Annotated in this window: 15 protein-coding genes; 2 read left to right on the top strand and 13 right to left on the bottom strand. The window is 69.8% G+C overall.

All coding sequences use genetic code 11. From position 1 onward, the window contains the following. Positions 1–32: 32 nt before the first annotated feature. The 5 genes from GKS42_RS18780 to GKS42_RS18800 form a co-directional block, all read right to left on the bottom strand. The gene (locus GKS42_RS18780; protein ID WP_168217894.1) at positions 33–1,322 is read right to left on the bottom strand and encodes a class I SAM-dependent methyltransferase; all 1,290 of its coding nucleotides are present in this window, start codon (positions 1,320–1,322) and stop codon (positions 33–35) included. After that, positions 1,319–2,587, bottom strand: coding sequence for an ABC transporter ATP-binding protein (locus GKS42_RS18785; protein WP_154795210.1), 1,269 nt, complete (start codon positions 2,585–2,587; stop codon positions 1,319–1,321). Before GKS42_RS18785 ends, GKS42_RS18780 begins: the two co-directional genes overlap by 4 nt. Then, complete coding sequence (locus GKS42_RS18790; protein WP_154795211.1) at positions 2,584–3,417, bottom strand: ABC transporter permease; 834 nt, start codon at positions 3,415–3,417, stop codon at positions 2,584–2,586. Before GKS42_RS18790 ends, GKS42_RS18785 begins: the two co-directional genes overlap by 4 nt. A 73-nt stretch (positions 3,418–3,490) precedes the next feature. Continuing rightward, the gene (locus GKS42_RS18795; RefSeq protein ID WP_154795212.1) at positions 3,491–4,207 is read right to left on the bottom strand and encodes a hypothetical protein; all 717 of its coding nucleotides are present in this window, start codon (positions 4,205–4,207) and stop codon (positions 3,491–3,493) included. A gap of 58 nt (positions 4,208–4,265) precedes the next feature. After that, positions 4,266–6,320 carry an N-acetylmuramoyl-L-alanine amidase gene (locus GKS42_RS18800; RefSeq protein ID WP_168217895.1) on the bottom strand — a complete coding sequence of 685 codons (2,055 nt, stop codon included), beginning with the start codon at positions 6,318–6,320 and terminating at the stop codon, positions 4,266–4,268. A gap of 234 nt (positions 6,321–6,554) precedes the next feature. On the opposite strand from GKS42_RS18800, the gene rfbB reads away from it, so the two are divergent. After that, positions 6,555–7,550: a dTDP-glucose 4,6-dehydratase gene (gene rfbB, locus GKS42_RS18805; RefSeq protein ID WP_154795214.1), complete on the top strand. Its 996-nt coding sequence runs from the start codon at positions 6,555–6,557 to the stop codon at positions 7,548–7,550. Positions 7,551–7,587: 37 nt separating this feature from the next. Here rfbB and GKS42_RS18810 read toward each other — a convergent pair whose 3' ends face one another. From GKS42_RS18810 to GKS42_RS18835, 6 genes are all read right to left on the bottom strand, one after another. Continuing rightward, a complete protein-coding gene (locus GKS42_RS18810; RefSeq protein WP_154795215.1) occupies positions 7,588–8,445 on the bottom strand; it encodes a glycosyltransferase family 2 protein in 858 nt (285 codons plus the stop codon). Then, the gene (locus tag GKS42_RS18815; protein ID WP_154795216.1) at positions 8,442–9,404 is read right to left on the bottom strand and encodes a cation diffusion facilitator family transporter; all 963 of its coding nucleotides are present in this window, start codon (positions 9,402–9,404) and stop codon (positions 8,442–8,444) included. Before GKS42_RS18815 ends, GKS42_RS18810 begins: the two co-directional genes overlap by 4 nt. Before the next feature lie 96 nt (positions 9,405–9,500). After that, a complete protein-coding gene (locus tag GKS42_RS18820) occupies positions 9,501–10,424 on the bottom strand; it encodes a cation diffusion facilitator family transporter (RefSeq protein ID WP_154795217.1) in 924 nt (307 codons plus the stop codon). Between the two features lie 52 nt (positions 10,425–10,476). Then, entirely contained in the window at positions 10,477–10,689 is a 213-nt protein-coding gene (locus GKS42_RS18825) for a Trm112 family protein (protein ID WP_154795218.1), read from the bottom strand. Beyond that, positions 10,682–12,157, bottom strand: coding sequence for a phosphomannomutase/phosphoglucomutase (locus GKS42_RS18830; protein ID WP_232847742.1), 1,476 nt, complete (start codon positions 12,155–12,157; stop codon positions 10,682–10,684). The genes GKS42_RS18825 and GKS42_RS18830 overlap by 8 nt, the downstream gene beginning before the upstream one ends. Before the next feature lie 23 nt (positions 12,158–12,180). After that, entirely contained in the window at positions 12,181–12,582 is a 402-nt protein-coding gene (locus GKS42_RS18835; RefSeq protein ID WP_154795219.1) for a DUF3499 domain-containing protein, read from the bottom strand. A gap of 73 nt (positions 12,583–12,655) precedes the next feature. On the opposite strand from GKS42_RS18835, the gene GKS42_RS18840 reads away from it, so the two are divergent. Further along, positions 12,656–13,132: a metallopeptidase family protein gene (locus tag GKS42_RS18840; protein ID WP_154795220.1), complete on the top strand. Its 477-nt coding sequence runs from the start codon at positions 12,656–12,658 to the stop codon at positions 13,130–13,132. A gap of 29 nt (positions 13,133–13,161) precedes the next feature. On the opposite strand, the gene GKS42_RS18845 is transcribed toward GKS42_RS18840, so the two are convergent. Next, entirely contained in the window at positions 13,162–14,712 is a 1,551-nt protein-coding gene (locus GKS42_RS18845) for a DUF5719 family protein (protein WP_154795221.1), read from the bottom strand. Position 14,713: 1 nt separating this feature from the next. After that, entirely contained in the window at positions 14,714–18,463 is a 3,750-nt protein-coding gene (locus tag GKS42_RS18850) for a glycosyltransferase (RefSeq protein ID WP_154795222.1), read from the bottom strand. Positions 18,464–18,478 lie beyond the last annotated feature (15 nt).

Consider the following 18,478-nt stretch of genomic DNA (forward strand, 5'->3'; position numbering starts at 1 on the left):
CCGCGGCCGGTTCCGACCCCGCAACGGCATACTCAGCGGCTCATCATTCGCCGGACGCCGCGGATCGGCGCGGTCAGACGCCAGGACACCGAACCACGCATCAGCCGGATCTGCTCCCAGCTCTCCAGGAGCCGGCCGTTGGCCGAGGCCAGGTCGGTCGTCAGTCGCTCGAGTTCGGCGTTCGTCTCGACCGATTCACGACGCATCCGCTGTAGCGCGAGCCTGGCGCTCCGGTCGTTCTCGATGACCTCCGTCGCGGACCTGTCCACGGTCCTGTCCATCTCGTCCCGGAGCGCGGTGACCTCACCGCGGATGGCGTCGAGTTCCGCCTGGAGCTGGTCCCGCGAAGCGAGCGCATCCGCCAGGTAGGACTCGGCGAGCCGGTCCGAGCGTAGGTACGACGAGCTGCCCACGACCTCGCTGAACGGACGGAACCGCTCGGCCTTGTCGAGCACCACGACGGAGTCGTAGACGTGGACACCGTCGAGGTGTGTGGCCCAGACGCTTGTCCGGTCGACCGCCAGGTCATAGCGCGAGTGCTCGTCGTCGACGCGGTCCTTGACCCATTCGATGAACGTCCCCTCGCGCTTGAGCCCGCCCTCGTAGTAGTCCCAGTACGACGTGTGGCAGTCCTCGGTGATGAACGTGCCGCCGTCGAGCAGCAGGGGAAACAGGGTCTCGGCCGTGACGATCTGCTGCCCCATCGTGTGGCCACCGTCATCGATGATGACGTCGAACGGCCCGTACTGGTCGTTGATGCGGCGGAGGACCTCGGGGTCCTCCTGGTCGCCCAGTTCCACAACGTAGCGGCCGTCCACTGCGCGCACGGCGGCCTCGTCGACGTCGAGACCGACGATCGTCGCCTCGGCACCGAAGTACCGTTGCCACATGTCGAGGCCACCGCCGCGGTAGACGCCGATCTCAAGCACTCGGACCGCCCTGCCCCGGTACCGCTCGAGGTGGCGGTGATACACGGGGAAGTAGTGGATCCACTTGTCGAGGATGGCGCCCGACCGGTGCGCGAGATAGTGCGCGTACAGCGGGTTCGACGACAACTCCTCGGCGGCTCCCGAGAAGTAGAACGCCGCGCGATAGCACTCGTTCGCGTGATCATGGGGCAACGCATGATCGCGGAAGGCGTCGCCGAGGCCGCGAGCCCGCTCGGCCGCAGTCGGGGCAGCGAGGGCACTCGTCAGGTCCCCCAACACCTCGGCGGACGGCTCCCAGTTGGCGGTCAGCGCCGCGAGTGCCTGGTCACCGTCGTCCATCGAGAGCAGGAACAGTGCCCGCGACACGTCGGCCAGTTGAATGCTTTCGGTCATGCTTTTCCTTCCACCGGTAGCGACGGCTCGGCACTCCATCGTCCGAGCATCCGTGTGAGGCCAGGCTCACGCACAGCGTGGTCGGCGCGGACCCGGAGCTCGGTCTCGCGGTCCGAGTAGTCATAGGTGTGACCCTTGTCCACGATCGCCGTACTGATGTTGAACGCCCCCGGCTGCAGCGGCAGCGCCGCACTGTAGAAGTCGACGAAGCCCTCGCCCGGCTCGATGTCGTACCGGCGATCGTCCTGCATCGAGTTCGGCCCGGCGACCGTGATGCCCGACTCATGGATGAACGCGAGTCCGAACGTCACGTCCTCCAGCGATCGCGTACTCCGATAGTGCACCCGGACGGTGCACTCCTCGCCCGGCGTGACGAACCCGACCTCGGCCCCGGACGCATCGTGCAGCGTCACCTTGGTCATCCGGATCTCGCCGGATCCCTGGCGCGGGATCGGCACCGCGACCTCGTCGCCGACGTCGCCCGGTTCGCCACCGGCCGCCGCATCGGCTTCGGCCCTGGCCGCCGACTCCTTGGCGTTGACGTCCAGGAGGTAGCCGTCGATCACGTCGCTGACGTCGCCGAGGGCCCGGGGGCGTCCGTGGTCGAGCCAGATGCCCTGGTCGCAGAGCTCGGCCGCCAGCGTGAGCGAGTGGGTGACCAGCACGATCGTGGTGCCTCTGCGCCGGAGCTCGAAGAGGTGGTCGAAGCACTTGCGCTGGAACTCCTCGTCGCCCACCGCGATGATCTCGTCGACGATGAGGATCTCCGGGTCCAGCGTCACCGCGACGCTGAATCCGAGCCGGACGTACATACCGGAGGAGTAGACCTTCACGGGCGAGTCGATGAACTCTCCGATCCCGGCGAAGTCGATGATCTGGTCCATCGACCGGTCGATCTGCTTCTTGGAGAGCCCGAGGATCGCGCCGTTCAGATAGATGTTCTCGCGCCCTGTGAGTTCACCATGGAAGCCCGCACCGAGCTCGAGCAGCGCCGAGACCCGACCGTCGACGAGGACCTGCCCGGCGGACGGCCGGTAGACGCCGGCCAGGATCTTCAGCAGCGTCGATTTGCCGGACCCGTTGTGTCCGACCAACCCGAAGGTCGAACCGCGGGGGACCTCGAACGAGACATCCCGGAGCGCGTGGAAGTCGTGGACGCCCCTGGACTTGCCGCGGACGAACATCTCCTTGATCGAGTTGCGCCGCTCGGTCTGGAGTCGGAAGGTCTTGCTGAGGTGATCGACCTTGATGGCGATGTCGGTCATAGCGCCTCGCTCAGGTCGCCGCCACGACGCTTCATCACGAACATCGCCCCCGCGAGGGCTACAACCGTCCAGATCGTCACGGAGATCCAGGTGCTGAGATCACCCGTGGTCAGGTCGTAGATGGCTGCCCGGAACAACTCCACGAATTGCGACAACGGACTGAATTCAACGATCGCACGCAGGGGAATTCCGTTCCATGACAGCGGGACGATCTCCGGGTTGTAGATAATCGGCGTCAGATAGAAGAGGAGTTGCAACGCCACCGAAACGAGGTGGGCCAGGTCACGGTAATACACGTTCATCACCGAAACAATCGTCGCAACCGACGCAGTGAATATCACGAAAAGGGCTAGCACAAGGGGTACCAACAACCAGGTCCACGACACGTTCAAGAGCACGACGAGCACGATGGCGAGGATGCCGAGTTCGATAAGGCTCTGGATTCCGACCGCAAGCCCGGCACCCAGCACGGGCGCGTACGCGGGGAAGTAGATCTTCTGCAGGAGCGGGCCGCTACCGAGGAGGGCACCCATCCCGCCGTTCACGCACGATGAGAAGTACGACCAGAGCACGAGGCCGCAGAACAGCCAGACGACGAATATGCCCTCGTTGCCGTTGCCCATCGGCGGGGGGACCATCCGAAAGACGATCGAGAAGACGAGCGTATAGATCGCAAGGGTCGCCAGCGGAACGACGAGGGACCACGCCCAACCGAGCAGAGTTCCGTTGAACTTCGCCTTCAGGTCGCGGCGCCCGAAGTTGCTGATCAGATTCCACTGTCGCCAGATCGGTACCGATGGTCGGATCTCACGAACGGACTCAGATGTCACCGGTTCACACTACCAGTCAGGCCGTGTAGCCCTTCCCTCGTGCAGGTCGCCGTGACCGACATCACGGTGCTGGTCACACTGTGCTGGAAGGGCCGGCCCGACGGTCGCCGCCGGGCAGGATCTGGCAGATCAGGAACGCGGTCAGCGCGCTGAGGATCACTTGCTCGCCTCCGTCCTCGAGGAACGTGAGCGCGATGTCGATCGGCACGATCTCGACGAAAGGGTCGTGCAGGAAGTCCAGCGCGACGCCGCAGACGATGAGGGCGACGAAGTAGCCGGCGATCTTCCGGCTCAGGCGCTTGGTGACCTCGTCGGCCCGTCGATACCCGAGTGCGACCAGCAGGATGAGAGTCGCCCCGACGGCCGCGTACCAGATGAACTCCCCGACGGATGTGGAGATGCCGAGATCGACCTGTTCGACGAGGTAGACGCTCATGCGCTCGTGGATCCGTCGGGAGTCGTCGACCAGGTAGTACGCCATGACGACGGCCCATGCGAAGACCACGAAACTCCTGCGCCGCACCCAGAGGACGCCGAGGACCACGACGCACCAGAACTGCTTCAGCGACTGGTAACGCTCGCCGAGTCCGTGCTCGCTGCGGATATCCCATGGCCACGACTCCGGTGACTCGAGCCGGAAGTACAGGTAGGCGAGCATCAGGAACAGGTCCGCGGCGATGAACAGCAGGGCAAGCACCTGGAGCTCTGGCCGGCGTAGCTCGAGGAAGTCGACGATGCGGCGCATCCGGCCCGGATCCACCCGTTCCGGCTCGGTCAGTACTCTCGCCATGCTCACTCCACTCCCCGAACGTGAACCGTGATTTTGCCACAGGCACGCCCGGGACACGTCACAGGCGGCGAACGCCCAGCGTGTCTCGCCCGTCGTCGTTCCAGTCGCCCACGAGCACGACGTCCGTGGCTCGACCGTAGAAGACGACGGTGCTCGCCGGACCCGACGAGAGTGAGTTGGCGATGAAGTACTGGTTCGCGCGTCGCACGGCCAAGGTGTCCGTGCCGTTGCCGTCCCAGTCCCCGGTGAGCACGACGTCGGTGTTGCGTCCGTAGGCGACCTCGCGATCAGCGACGCCCCCGGTCAGGGAGTTTCGGAAATAGTAGATGTTCCCTCGCCGAACGCCGAGCGTGTCCGTGCCGTTCCCGTCCCAGTCGCCGACGACGACCTGATCGGTTGCGCGTCCGTAGGGGATGACGCGGTCCGCGGTCCCGCTGCCCATGGTGTTCATGATGTAGTACATGTTGCCGCGCCGAACGGCGAAGGTGTCCCGCCCGTCCCCGTTCCAGTCCCCGACGAGGACGACGTCCCCCGGGCGACCGAACGCGACGACGGTGGCGGCCTCCGAGTAACCGTTCGTGTTCGTCAGGTAGAAGAGCTGGTTGACCCTGGTCGCGACGGTGTCGACACCGTCTCCGTCCCAGTCGCCGACGTAGACGTTGGCACCTCGCTGCCCGTACCGGAACCGGACGTCGGCCGTGGTGGTGAACTCGTTCGCGAGGTAGAAGAGGTTGGGCAACTGGCTGCTGACCATCATGCTGAGCTGGTCGATCTGCGTCCTGATCAGGCCAGGGCACGCCGTCTGCGCGACGTCGCGGTGGCCAAAGATCCGAGGCAGCTCCACCCCGCTCGGCACGACCCCGGTACCGGTCGAGACCAGCCCGCTTCGCGCCGTCATGTCGAGGCCCGCGCGACCGAACTGCCAGGCGATGACGTTGGCGACCGAACGGAGCACCGTGCTCGAGGCGGGCGCCTCCGTGTAGGTGCCCATCACGGACACGCCCATCGTGTGGGTGTTCATCGGCCGGGCATGGCCGCCGATGGTCATCTGCCCGGGCGCCGCGGTACGCGAGCCTGTGCGTCCCTCGAAGATCCGGCCGAACTTGTCGACGAGGAAGTTGTACCCGATGTCACCCCAGTCCCGAGTGATCGCGTGGTAGCGGTAGATGCTCCTGATGATCGAGGCGGACTGGTCGGCCGTGTAGTTGTTGGTCCCGGCCGTGTGGTGGATGACTGCCGCCTGCAGTCCGGCATAGGAGGGCCGCCACGTCATGATCGTCTCGTCGGCGCCCCACTGCGCACGGGTGTAGACGCCAGGATTGGGCAGGTTCACCCCCGACGTGGCAGCCGCCGTCGTGGCCAAGGGCTCCGCCGCGTCGGTCCCGGGTGCGGCAGCCACCGATGCGGCGGCCGCCGTCGCACTCGCCGGGGTCGAGATCTCGCTCGTCGGGTCCGCCGCGAGCGCGGCTTCCGTCCGCTCGCCCATCGGCACCGCCGTCAGGTCGGCGTCCGGCAACGTGGCCGGGGCCTCGCCCGGATCGGAACTGACCTGTGCATCCTCCGACGGGTCCGCTGGGATCAGCGTCAGGCCGAGGTCGGCCGGAAGTTCTGCGGCCGGACCGGTGACCTGCACCTGCACGGCCTCGGCGCCACCGGTGACGAAGGGGTCCGTCCCGGCAACCGCCTGACCGCCCTCGGCGCCTTCGTCACTCTCGGTCTCCAGCCAGTCCGACCAGACCCCGCCCTCGAGCACCCGAATGAATACGTGCGCGTCCTCCGCCAGGTTCTCCCCATCACGCCAAGTCACCGCGGCGACGAGGAACGTGTCGGTCGCCGTCGGCACGGTCAGTACGGCAGGCGTCCCCGACGCGGCGTTGGGCGCGAGGCGCGAACTCGAGGCGGGCGCGAGTCCTGCCGCACCGGCCGCCGTCGTCGTCCCCGACGCATCCGTGAGCGAGATCACCTCCACCGCGGCCGAGGTGTCCGGCGCGTCCGTGCTGTCACGGCCCGGCGGGTCCGGCAGAGCTGATGCCGTTGCCGAACCGGAGGCAGCGAGCGCGACGGCCAGGACGGCCACGGAAAGGGCTGTCGGAACCGTTCTGGTGTTACGCATGGATCTCCCCCGGACTGTGTGGTTTATCCACCATCGTGCATGGACAGTCAACTCGACGGTCATTTTGATCGGCGCGGCGCGTAGATCTCGGCGTTGACGGTAGCGAATCGGTCTCGTTTTCGAGGGTAGCGTGCCCGCGTGGCGGGCGGCGGGTTGGACCTACCATGGTTCGGGCCGTCCCTGACGGCTCCCTGTCCAGGTCAAGAGCGGAACAACTACTTCTAGGAGTGCACCTTGCGCATGCTCATCACCGGCGGAGCCGGCTTCATCGGGGCCAACTTCGTGCACCAGACGGTGCGCGAGCGGCCGGACGTGGAGGTCACCGTCCTGGACGCCCTGACGTACGCGGGGAACTCGGACTCCCTGGCCGACGTGCGCGAGAAGATCACGTTCGTCGAGGGCGACGTCGCGGACGCAGCGGCTGTCGACCCGCTCGTCGAGGCGAGTGACGTCGTCGTCCACTTCGCCGCCGAGTCGCACAACGACAACTCACTGGCGAACCCGTGGCCGTTCGTGCAGACGAACCTGATCGGGACGTTCACACTCCTGGAGAGTGTTCGACGCCATGGCGTCCGCTACCACCACATCTCCACCGACGAGGTGTACGGAGACCTCGAACTTGACGATCCGGCGCGGTTCACGGAGAGCACGCCCTACAACCCGTCGAGCCCGTACTCCTCCACGAAGGCGGGGTCGGACCTGCTCGTGCGCGCCTGGGTGCGCTCCTTCGGCGTCGAGGCGACCATCTCGAACTGCTCCAACAACTACGGTCCGTTCCAGCACGTGGAGAAGTTCATTCCGCGCCAGATCACGAACGTCCTGAGTGGCGTTCGGCCCAAGCTGTACGGCCAGGGCCTCAACGTGCGCGACTGGATCCACGTCGATGACCACAACCGTGCGGTCTGGACGATCCTCGAGAAGGGCACTCCTGGTGAGACCTACCTGATCGGCGCCGACGGGGAGGAGAACAACAAGCATGTCATCGAGCTGATCCTCGAACTCCTCGGTCAGGATGCGGACGCCTACGACCTGGTCACGGACCGACCGGGGCATGACATGCGATACGCGATCGACTCGACCCGGTTGCGGACCGAACTGGGCTGGGAGCCCAGGTTCCCCGATTTCCGCTCCGGGCTCGCCGAGACGATCACCTGGTATCGCGACAACGAGGCCTGGTGGCGCCCGCAGAAGGATGCCACCGAGGCCAAGTACGCCGCCGCAGGGCAGTGATCACCGCGCGCAGTCGTCCCGCTGGGGCCGGTCGGCCTCAGCGGGATGCGCGCGTCTGAAGCCAGGACCGCACGCGCAGCCCCGTCGCGAGCGCCCAGCGCAGTGGAAAGAGGTACCAGGCCGAGTACCTGCGGCGCAGGTACAGTTCGGCGCTCACGTGATGCGCCCGGATCATCGCTGCCGGCTTGTCCCGCCAGGACGAACCCTGGTCGTGGACGACCCGGGCCGAGGGCACGTAGACGTTCGTCCAACCGGCGCGGGCGAGCCGGTCGCCCAGATCCACATCCTCGAAGAACATGAAGTAGGCCTCGTCGAAGCCGCCCACGGCCTCGAACGCCTCTCGCCGCAGGAGCAAGCACGCCCCCGACAGCCAGCCTGCCTCGTGCTCGACGGCCCCGGAGCTCTCCTGGGTTCTGCGGTAGGCCTTCGTCCATGGATTGCCCGGCCAGACACGAGCGAGCAACGCGTGACCCGCACCGGTCCGCACCGATGGCAGCGCCCGCGCCGACGGGTAGACGCTCCCGTCGACGTTCAGGATCGCCGGTCCGAACGAACCCGCCCTCGGGTGTCGCTGCGCGGCCCGGATGAGCTCGTCGAGGGAGCCCTGCGTCCACTCCACGTCCGGGTTGACCACCACCAGCCACTCGCCGCGCGCTCCCTCGGCGCCACGATTCGCCGCGGCCCCATAACCGAGGTTCGTCCCGGTCTCCACGACGGTGCCGCCATGACTTCCGGCCACCCGGAGGGCAACCCCAGGGTCCGCACCGTTCTCGACGAACACGAGCTCGACGGGTGCGGTGCTCGCACCGGCGAGGGTCGTCGCGAAGTCCTCGAGTTCCGCGCCGGGATGGAACGTGACGCAGACGACGCGGACTTCAGGGACATCGGCGCTCATGCGGTGGTCGGGCCACCCGGCTGGTCGGATACGGCGGGACCGGTCGTCGCCGGGCGGCGCAGATCCGGCTCGATGTAGATCGTCAGCTTGAGCGGGACCGACTCGCGGATGCGCACCTCGGCATCGTCGATGGCGCGGGCGACCTCCTCGGCGTTGTCGTCGCGTTCGACCTCGACCTTCGCCGCCACGAGCAGTTCGTCCGGGCCGAGGTGCAGGGTGCGCATGTGGATCACCGAGGTGACGCCATGTCCCACCACGGCCGCCTCGATGGCGTCCTGGTGCTCGGGCAGCGCCGACTCGCCCACGAGCATGGACTTCATCTCGATGGCCAGGAAGACCGCGATCACGACGAGCAGCAGACCGATCGCCGCGGATCCGATCGCGTCCCAGCGACCGTCGCCGGTGATCAGGGTCATCGAGACCCCGAACAGCCCGAACACGAGGCCGAGCAGGGCGCCGGTGTCCTCGAGCAGGATCACCGGGATCTCCGGGGAGCGGGACCTCTTGACGAACTTGAAGATCGGCGTCCGGCCGCGCACGTGGTTCGCCTCGATGACGGCGGTCCGGAGCGCGAACGACTCCAGCACCACGGCGACCAGGAGCACCACGATCGGCACCCACTGCCACTCGGTGATCGGGTGCGGGTCGGAGAACTTGTGCCATGCCTCGTACAGGGCGAACAACCCGCCGAGGGAGAACAGGATGATCGCGACGATGAACGCGTACACGTACCGGATCCGGCCGTAGCCGAACTGATGCACCTCGGAGGCCTTGCGCTGGGCGCGCTTGCCGCCCAGTAGCAGCAGCGCCTGGTTGCTGGTGTCTGCGACCGAGTGCACGGACTCGGCCAGCATCGAACTCGAGCCGGTCAGCAGCCAGCCCACGAACTTCGCGATCGCTATGCCGAGGTTCGCGAACAGTGCCGTGATGACTGCCTTGGTGCCCCCGCTTGCGGCCATGTGCGTCCGTATCCGTCCGTCGGTGAGGTGTGTCGGAGGGAATCGTACCGAAGGCTCGGCAGCACCTCGCCACAGGGCCGGCTGCGGCGGGTGGACTCAGTCCGGCGCGAGGTGGCGGCGCAGGTCCGCCTCGAGGTAGATCTGGGTCTCCAGCGGCACGGCTGCCCGGATCCGCACCTCGGCCGCGTCGATCGCGGTGGCCACAACGCGGGCATCCGCGTCGGGCTCCACCTCGATCTTCGCGGCGACCAGGAGCTCCTCCGGGCCGAGGTGGAGGGTGCGCATGTGGATGACGGAGAGCACACCGGCCCCGGGAATGGCCGCCTCGATGGCCGCCTGGTGCTCGGGCAGCGCAGACTCACCGATGAGCAGCGAGCTCATCTCGATCGCGAGGAACACCGCAATGGCCACCAGGAGCAGGCCGATGGCACCGGACCCGATCGCGTCCCAGCGCCCGTCGTCGGTGCCGAGGGTCATGCCGACCCCGAACAGCGCGAACACAAGGCCGATCAGAGCACCGAAGTCCTCCAGCAGGATCACCGGCAGTTCGGGGGCGCGCGACTGGCGCACGAATCGCGTCAGGCTCGTGGTGCCCCTGGCGTGGTTGGCCTCCCTGACCGCCGTCCGGAACGAGAGCCCTTCCATCACCAGGCCCAGCAGCAGGACCGCCACCGGCACCCACCGCCAGTCCTCGATCGGGTGCGGGTCGGAGAACTTGTGCCACGCCTCGTACAGCGCGAAGCAGCCACCCAGGCTGAACAGGACGATGGAGACGAGGAACGCGTACACGTAACGGGCCCGGCCGTAGCCGAACTGGTGCACCGCCGAGGCCGCGTGTCGGGACCGCTTGCCACCGATCAGGAGCAGTGCCTGGTTGCCCGAGTCCGCGACCGAGTGCACTCCCTCGGCGAGCATCGAGCTCGACCCGGTCAGCGCGTAGGCCACGAACTTCGTGACCGCGATCCCCAGGTTCGCCGACAGCGCGGCAACCACGGCCTTCGTGCCTCCACCCGTGGACATCCGCGCGCCTCCTTGTGACCGGTCCCGCCGCGCTCGGCGGCCCGGAACGTCCTCAGACCTGCCGCGCCTCGTGGGCGAGCAGTACCGGTACGCCGCCACGAACCGGGAAGGCCAGGCGCGGGGAGCCGCTCGTGTTGACGAGTTCCGGCTCGCCGTCCGGGCCGAGACCGTCGACGAGTTCGGATCCGGTGACCGGGCACCGCACGATCGCCCGCAGCCAGTCCTCGATCGGCAGCGTGTTCTGCTCGGGTCGGGACTCAGTCATGGGTGGCCTCTTCTCCTTCGCGGACGAGCGCGAGTACGCCGTCACGGATCTTGATCATGATGTCGGAGTCCTGGGCCTCGACGTTGAGTCGCAGGAGTGGCTCGGTGTTGGAGCTGCGCAGGTTGAACCACCACCGCGGGGTCTGGTCCCAGTGGGTGAAGGTGAGCCCGTCGAACTCCTCCACCGTGACGACGCCGGCGTCGATGTCGTCGGAGAACGCCTGGAGCACCCGCTCGCGGGCGGCGTCGACATCGGCAACCCGGGAGTTGATCTCCCCTGACGCGGAGTACGGGGTGTAGATCTCGGCGAGGGCGGACAGCGGCACGTCGGCCTCGCCGAGCGCCTGCAGCACGTGCATCGCGGCGAGCATGCCGGTGTCGGCGAACCAGAAGTCCCGGAAGTAGTAGTGGGCGCTGTGCTCACCGCCGAACACGGCGTCCTCGGCGGCCATCTCGGCCTTGATGAACGAGTGCCCCACCCTGGTGCGCACGGCTCGCCCGCCCGAACCCTCAACCAGTTCCGGCACCGCACGTGAAGTGATCAGGTTGTGGATGATGGTGGCGGTTCGGCCCGCCGCCTTCTCCTTCTCCAGCTCCCGGAGACCCACCAGGGCCGTGATCGCGGACGGGCTCACGCTGACGCCGCGCTCGTCCACGACGAAGCACCGGTCCGCATCGCCGTCGAACGCCAAGCCGATGTCCGCCTGCTCGGCCACAACGGTGGCCTGCAGGTCGATCAGGTTCTTCGGCTCGAGTGGGTTCGCCTCGTGGTTCGGGAACGTGCCGTCCAGCTCGAAGTACATCGGCACCAGGTCCAGGCCGAGGTCGTCCAGGCCCGCCTCCGTGCCCAGCACGGCGCCGGCGGTGAGACCGGCCATGCCGTTGCCGGCATCGATGACGACCTTCATCGGCCGCACACCGTCCAGCGGCACCAGGGTGCGCAGATGGCGGGCGTAGTCGGCGAGGAGGTCCCGTTCGGTCACCGTGCCGGCCGGCTCGGCCGCGGGGATCCCCTCGGCGAGGTAGGCGGCGGCCAGCGTCTTGACGTCGGCCAGCCCGGTGTCCCGGCCGACGGGTCGGGCTCCGGCATGGCACATCTTGATGCCGTTGTACTGCGCCGGGTTGTGGCTCGCGGTGAACATGGCCCCGGGCAGGTCAAGACTGCCGGAGGCGAAGTAGAGCCCGTCGGTGGAGGCGAGGCCGATGCGGATGACGTCCACTCCGCGCCAGGTGACCCCGTCGGCGAACGCTGTCACCAACCCCGGCGAGGTCGCGCGCATGTCGTGGGCGATCACGACCGCCGGCTTGTGCGCCGTGGCTGCGATGACGTCCGCGAAGGCCGCGCCGAGCGCGCGGGCGGTGTCCTCATCGAGTTCGTCGGGGACGAGCCCACGCACGTCGTACGCCTTGACGATGGCGTCGAGGCGTGGCGAGTCGGGCGAATCGGGCAGTTCAGGCGAATCAGGCACGGTACCGGAGCCTACCGGCCGGCTCACTCGCCGTCGTCGCGAACCACCCGGAGGTGGCCCCGCCGGCCCGCCTGCGGGGTCGGGCGGGCCTGGGTGACGGGTGCGGGGGCGGCGAACTGGCCGCGGGCCGCCGGCACGGACGGCGGCGGGACGGCCCGCGACGCCTCCCTGACCGCGTCGGCGAGCGCGAGGAGGTCGTCCGAACTCGGCGGTGCCGGCTCGAACTCGGTGGCCAGGCGCACCACGTCCCAGCCGCGCGGCACGGTCAGCCGTTCGGCGTGCGGCGCGCACAGATCGTAGGTGTGCGGCTCGGCGTTGGTGGCGAGCGGGCCGAGCACGGCCGTGGAGTCGGAGTACACATAGGTGAGCGTCGCCACGGCAGGCGCCGTGCACGCGGAACGGGTGCAGCCTCGGGTCGCTCTCACGAGATGAGAGGCTACCCCCTCCCCCTGCCCTCCTCGGCGATCCCACGCCGCCGACTCTGGCACCCTTGGTGACATGACCGAGGAACCGCCGGCTGCCGGGCGTGACGTGAGCCGCGTCGTGTTGCCGTCCCGACGTGGCTCGGCCCGCCGGGACCGGCGCGGGCGCGGGCTGCGGGGTCCGCTCCTGCCACCGACCCTGCCGGGCTGGCGCACGCGCGGGGAACGGTTCGACGAGACCCTGCTCAGCACCGTCGAGCGGTTGGAGAAGCACCTGGGCTCCGATCTCGACGGCGTCGAGTTCGCGGTCGAGGAGGTCCCGCCGTCCGCACCTGCCCCCTGGGAGACCGGTGCGGTCCCGTTGGGTCGTTACTTCCCCGCGGACCCCGCAGCGGGCCTGAGTCACCGGATCGTCGTGTACCGGCGTCCCGTGGTCGGCCGATCCGCGGACTCCGATGACATCGCCGCACTCGTGCGCGACGTCCTGGTGGAACAACTCGCCCAGATGCTCGGCCGGGACCCGGAGGACATCGACCCCACCTACCGGGACTGAGGCCGGTCGCGCGGACCCGGTCCACGTGCTCAGGGACCGAGCCGCACCGTCACACTCTGGTCCTCGTCGGCGTCGGGGGTGAGCGGGAGCATGCTGAGCAGCTGACCGTCGGCCGCCTCCGCGCTCAGGGCCACACTGGCGAGGACGGCGGTACCGCTCACCTCGACGGCGACCGCGTTCGACAGGTCAAGGCGGTCGGTGACGTTCTCGGTGGTCCCGGCCCCGAGGTCGATCTCCACGGGTTCGCCGACCTGCCCGGCGGGGTCCACCGGGCGCAGCGTGACGGTCTGGTCCTCCTCGAGCGGATTCGTGATCGCGAGTCCGGCGTCATCCACGACGGATCCGAGGCCCGGGATCGCGAGCAACCCGTGGTCGACCGCGGTCCGCGCGGGCATCCAGGCCCGGTCCAGCACCGGCTCGTCCGGGTCCAGCTCACCGGCCTCACCGAGTCGGGTGAGCATGACGGCGCCGGTGACCGGCTGGTCGGCACCGACGCGCACGGTCCAGGAGCCGGCCGGGACACCCGCCAAGGAGACGTCGGTGACCGCCCCCGGCTCGAGGATCATCCCCTCGGTACCGGCGAGGACCTCCTCGCCGTCCTCGCCGAGCAGTGACACGGTCACCGTGGTGGGCTCGGTGTTCGGGTTGGCCAAGCGAACCACGGACGGTGCCGCGGCCGAGGCGTCCGTCTCCGGCAGCGGCACCGGGCCGATGGTCAGGTCCAGGCCAGGGTCGGCCGTGGCCGTGACCAGGTCGGTACCGGCGGGCACCACCCCGTTCAACGCGTTGTCCTGGATCTCGGCAGTCAGCCGACCGCCGTCCGCGCTGACCCGGACGGCGATCCGTGGCTCGAGGGAGAGGGACTCCAGCAGGATCGACTCGCTCGCGCCGGGTCCCACCAGGACGGGGTTGTCCGCGCTGACCTGTCCGGCCGCGCCCCAGATGTCCACGCTCGCCGCGACCGCCGTGTCCCCGGGATTCGTCAGAGTCAATCGGGCACTCGAACCGAGCTCGGTCGCCCCGCCCACCAACCAGATGCTCGAGGACGGCGCCTGGCACTCCGCCGCGGCAAGACCACGCAGGTCTCCGGCGTCCTGCCGCGCCGCCGAGGCACCTGCCGCGAGCGCGGTCGAGTCACCGTCCGGCTCGGCGCGCAGCAACGCCGGCCCGCTCGGGTCGCTCTGGCTCAGGTACCGGATGTCCCCGGTGCCGGGCACCTCGACCGGATCGCCGCCCACGGAGGACCACGTCGCGGCCGGAGGCTCGCCGTCGCGACCGAGGACCACGGCCTCGGCGACAGCGACGAGGTCGGCACCACCGGATCCGAACTCGTCGTCGACGTCGATGTCCGATCCGTCGTCGCTCGCCAGGAGCGGTGGTCCGGCACACACCATGGACAGTGGGGCGGCGCCGACGCTGATCTCGGGAGGTGGGACGGTCGTGGCTTCCGGCGGCGGGGCCAGCGTGGCGGCCCCCACGACCGCCCCGGTCAGCCCGAGGACGAGCAGGCCGGTGGTGGCTGCGCCCACGCCGCGGGCGACGGCCCGCAGACGGGGGTTCAGTCGGGGTGTCGAGGTCATCTCAGGTGTCCTCCAACCGGCGGCGCCGGGTCGGCAGGGCGAGCAGGACGGTGAGCCCGAGCACCACGATGGTGACCACTCGCCAGGGCATGTGCAGGGCGTGCTCGTAGCGGACCTCGATGGTGCCCACGGCGCCGTCCGGGATGCTGAACGCCTGCCGCCAGCCCGCATCGACGGACCGCAGCGGCTGGCCGCCGACCCAGGCCCGCCAGGACGGATCGGCCCGCTCGGCAAGGACCAGGGTGCGCCCGGTGCCGTCAGCCGTGATCCGGCCCGCCGCGGTCACACCGGTGGAGGGCACGGTGGCCAGCACCGCGCCGGTCGCGTCGGTCACCTGGGCGCGCGCGATCGAGGTGTCCGTGGATCCGTCGCCGAGATTGACGCGCCAGATCACGCCGCTGTCGTTCTCGGTGACCCGGTCCAGCCCGCGCACCGAGTCCAGCAGGGCGATCAGCCGGCTCCGTTCGGTCGGATCGGCGAGTACACCGCTCGCGTTGGCATCGACCGCAGGCACGACCACGACGGCGACGGCGTGGGTCGCCAGCGCCGTGGCCGCGTCGTTCGCCGTGCCGGTCGCGAGGGCGGCCACCAGTTCACCCAGGTCGGCATCCGCGGCATCGAGGACCTCCGGGTCGGCGAGATCGTCTGCGGACTCCACCCGCACCAGGCCCCCGAGTGCGACCGCGGTGGCGGTCTCGGTCAGTTGTGGCCCGTCGCCACGCCAGAGCTGGGCGTCCAGTTCGTCCTCGGTGGGGGTCAGCGCGAGCACCCGGGCGCCCTGCGGCGGTCGTTGCACCTCCAGGCCGAGGGCTGGCACCGGTTCGGCAGTGCGCGCGGCGATCTGCACGAGTCCGGTGGGTTCGGCGCCGCTGCGCTCGGCCAGCACCCGGGTGGTCCAGAGGGTCGCCGAGCACACCAGCCCGGCCACCACGACGACCGTCGCGACCACTGCGGCGGGTTGGCGCCAGCCGAAACTCACCTGACCAAGACTGCCCTTGAGACCGTCGGCGGCGGCGAGCGTGGCGGCGAGCAACCCGAGCAGCACGAGGGAGGTGCCCGGACCCGCCCAGCCCTGCACCACGACGTCAGTGTCGGCGCCGAGCGCCCGACCGATCGCCACCGGTACCCGGACCGAGACGGCCGCGGTGAGCACCCCGACGGCGACCAGGAGCCAGGCGATCCGGATGGCGCGGGCCCGGCCAGCGCCCCGGAACAGGGCGAGGACCGCCGCCGCGAGCACTGTTCCGGACGCGATCAGCGGCAGCACGGTCGCGGCGGTGCCGTCCAGGAACGGCACACTGGTCGGCGACGCGGGCCAAGCGAGCAGGGTGAGCCACGCGGGCCCCGGGTCTGACGCGAACGCGACCCCGGGGTCGGCGAAGATGAGGCGCCATCCGCCGTCGCCGGCCGTGGCAAGCGCGTGGGAGAGCAACGGCCCGAGTACCACCAGGGCAGGCAGTGCCACGAACACCAGGCGCTTGCGGCCGACGGCGAGCCGCTTGCGGCGGCCCAGTGCGAGCGCGAGCAGGGCGAGCGCGAGGATACCTGCGGGCAGCAGCACCGGTGCGCCCGCGCACGCGACCGTGAATGCGAGCCCCGCCGCGGCGGCGGCGCCGAGCGACCCGATGTTGGAGGTCCGGGTGATCACCGTGGCGGCCTCGGGCTCGTCGTCCGGCACGTAGTCACCGCTGGTGTTCGACACGATCACCGGCAGGTCGTCGGAGTCCCAGTCGTCGAGCCGGGAACTCGAGGGCCGGGCGGGCCCGTCGGTGGACGACCCCGCCTCGCTCGTCACATCGGAGTCGTCCTCCGCCGTCGCCGATCGATCGGTCGGTCCGTCGGGGGCGGATGCCCTTTCCGTGGCCGTGCTGTCCTCGGCACCGTCGGCCTCGGTCGCGGGCCCGGCGTCCTCGGCGGGTTCGGCCCCCGGATCGGCGACCTCGGGATCCGCGAGGGCCGCTAGCCGGGCGCGCTTCGCCTCCCCGGACAGGACGCCGTCACGTTCGCTCGAGCGAGGCGACACCCGCTGCGCGCCGACCATGCCCGAGATGACCACGTCCCGGCGGTCCAGGCCGAGCGCCCGCATCACGCCGAGGGCAACGAACGGCAGGGCCAGGTGGGCGATCACCGCACCGAGGCGACCGTGGCCGAGCGCGAGCAGCAACGGCGGTCCGAGCGCCCACGCGAGCGCGGCCCAGGCCCGCAGCAGCACCGAGCGGGAGGCGGTACCGGCGGCGAACCAGCCGCCGAGCGCGGCCAGCGGCATCGCCGCCACAAGCAGCGCGGCGATGCTGATCCGCATCGGCGTGCCGAGTGGTCCGCCGGTCACGAGCGAGAGCAGGCCGAGGAGCCCCAGGAACGGGTCCGGCGGACCCGGGTGGCCGTCGCCGGTGCCGATCCACGGTGCCAGTGCGGCGTCCCAGACCTGCGCGAACGTCCCGTCGACGGGCAACAGCGCGCCTCCGGTGAGCGCGCCGGAGAAGGCGACCGGCGCCATGGTCAGCAGGCTGAGCGCAACCACCACCACGAGCACCGTGCCGAGCGTGAGCCGGCGTCGCAGCGCCACGGCGGCGCGTTCGGCCATCTCCAACTCGCTGGGGGCGCGGGCCGCGCGTCGCTCGGCCACGGCCTGTCGTCGACGGTCCCGGCGCAGTCGCCAGACGTCCCACCAGGAGGCCTGCAGCGGTCGCAGGCGCCGGTACGGGAGCTTTCGGGTCGCGCCGCCCCGACGGCGCGCGGCGGAGACCGCACGCGTGTGGGCGAGCACGCCGAGGGCGAGGAACTCCTCCCCGGCCAGCTCGAGCTCCTTCGTCGCGACCCTCCAGATCGCCCGCACCGGTGCGGCGACGATCGCGGCGATCGCCACGAGCGGCACCAGCACAGCCGGGACCTGGGTGAGGCGGACGTGCAGGATCGCCCGCCGTCGGGCACGGAACGAACGCCGCGGCTCCTGGGCGCGTGGCTCCTCGGTGCGCGATCCGTCGACCTCCCGGAGCCCGAAGTATCCGGATCGGGCATGCCGCACGACCGCTCGCGGCACCACGACAACCCGGTGGCCGGCGAGGCGGGCCCGGCGGGACAGGTCCCGCCCGTCCAGGAACGGTCCGAGAGCCGGGTCCGGGCCTCGCAGTGCTCGCCACAGCGTCGCATCGATCAGCATGCCCGCCGTGCCGACGGCGTAGACGTCCTCGCGTCCGTCATGCTGACCCTGGTCGATCTCGCCGTCCTCGATGCCGGTGAACCGCTGGCCGTCGAACGTGGCGCTGACGCCCACCGAGATCAGCCGGTCCGGTTCGTCCCAGTCGACCTGCTTGGCGCCGGCGATCGCGATCGCCCGGCTCCCTTCGACGGCGCCGAGGAGCTCGGCCAGCGCGACGGGCTCGGGCGCCGAGTCGTCGTGCAGCAGCCAGAGCCAGCGTCTGGTCCGCCCGTCGGATGCGTCGTCGGCGACCGGGTCGAACCCGCCCTCCGTCAGAGCGCGGCGCACCGCCGCACCGAAGGTCCGTGCCCCGGGCACCGGGACGACGGTGACGTCCTCGGGTGGCAGTCCGGCATCCGTCGCGAGCTGGCGCAGTTCGCTCTCCCGCGGCTTCTGCCCGAGTGCGGCGATCAGGAGGTGCTCGGGCGCAGTCGTCTGGGCGGCGAGCGCTGCGAGCGTGGTGGGTAGGTAGGGCGAGTCTGCCGCGCCCACCACCACGGCGAGCGTGTTCCAGGTGTGGGCGGAGTGAGTCTCAGCGGCGGTTGCCTTCATACGGCTTTCACTCGG

Source organism: Occultella kanbiaonis (assembly GCF_009708215.1).
GTDB classification, from domain to species: Bacteria; Actinomycetota; Actinomycetes; order Actinomycetales; family Beutenbergiaceae; genus Occultella; species Occultella kanbiaonis.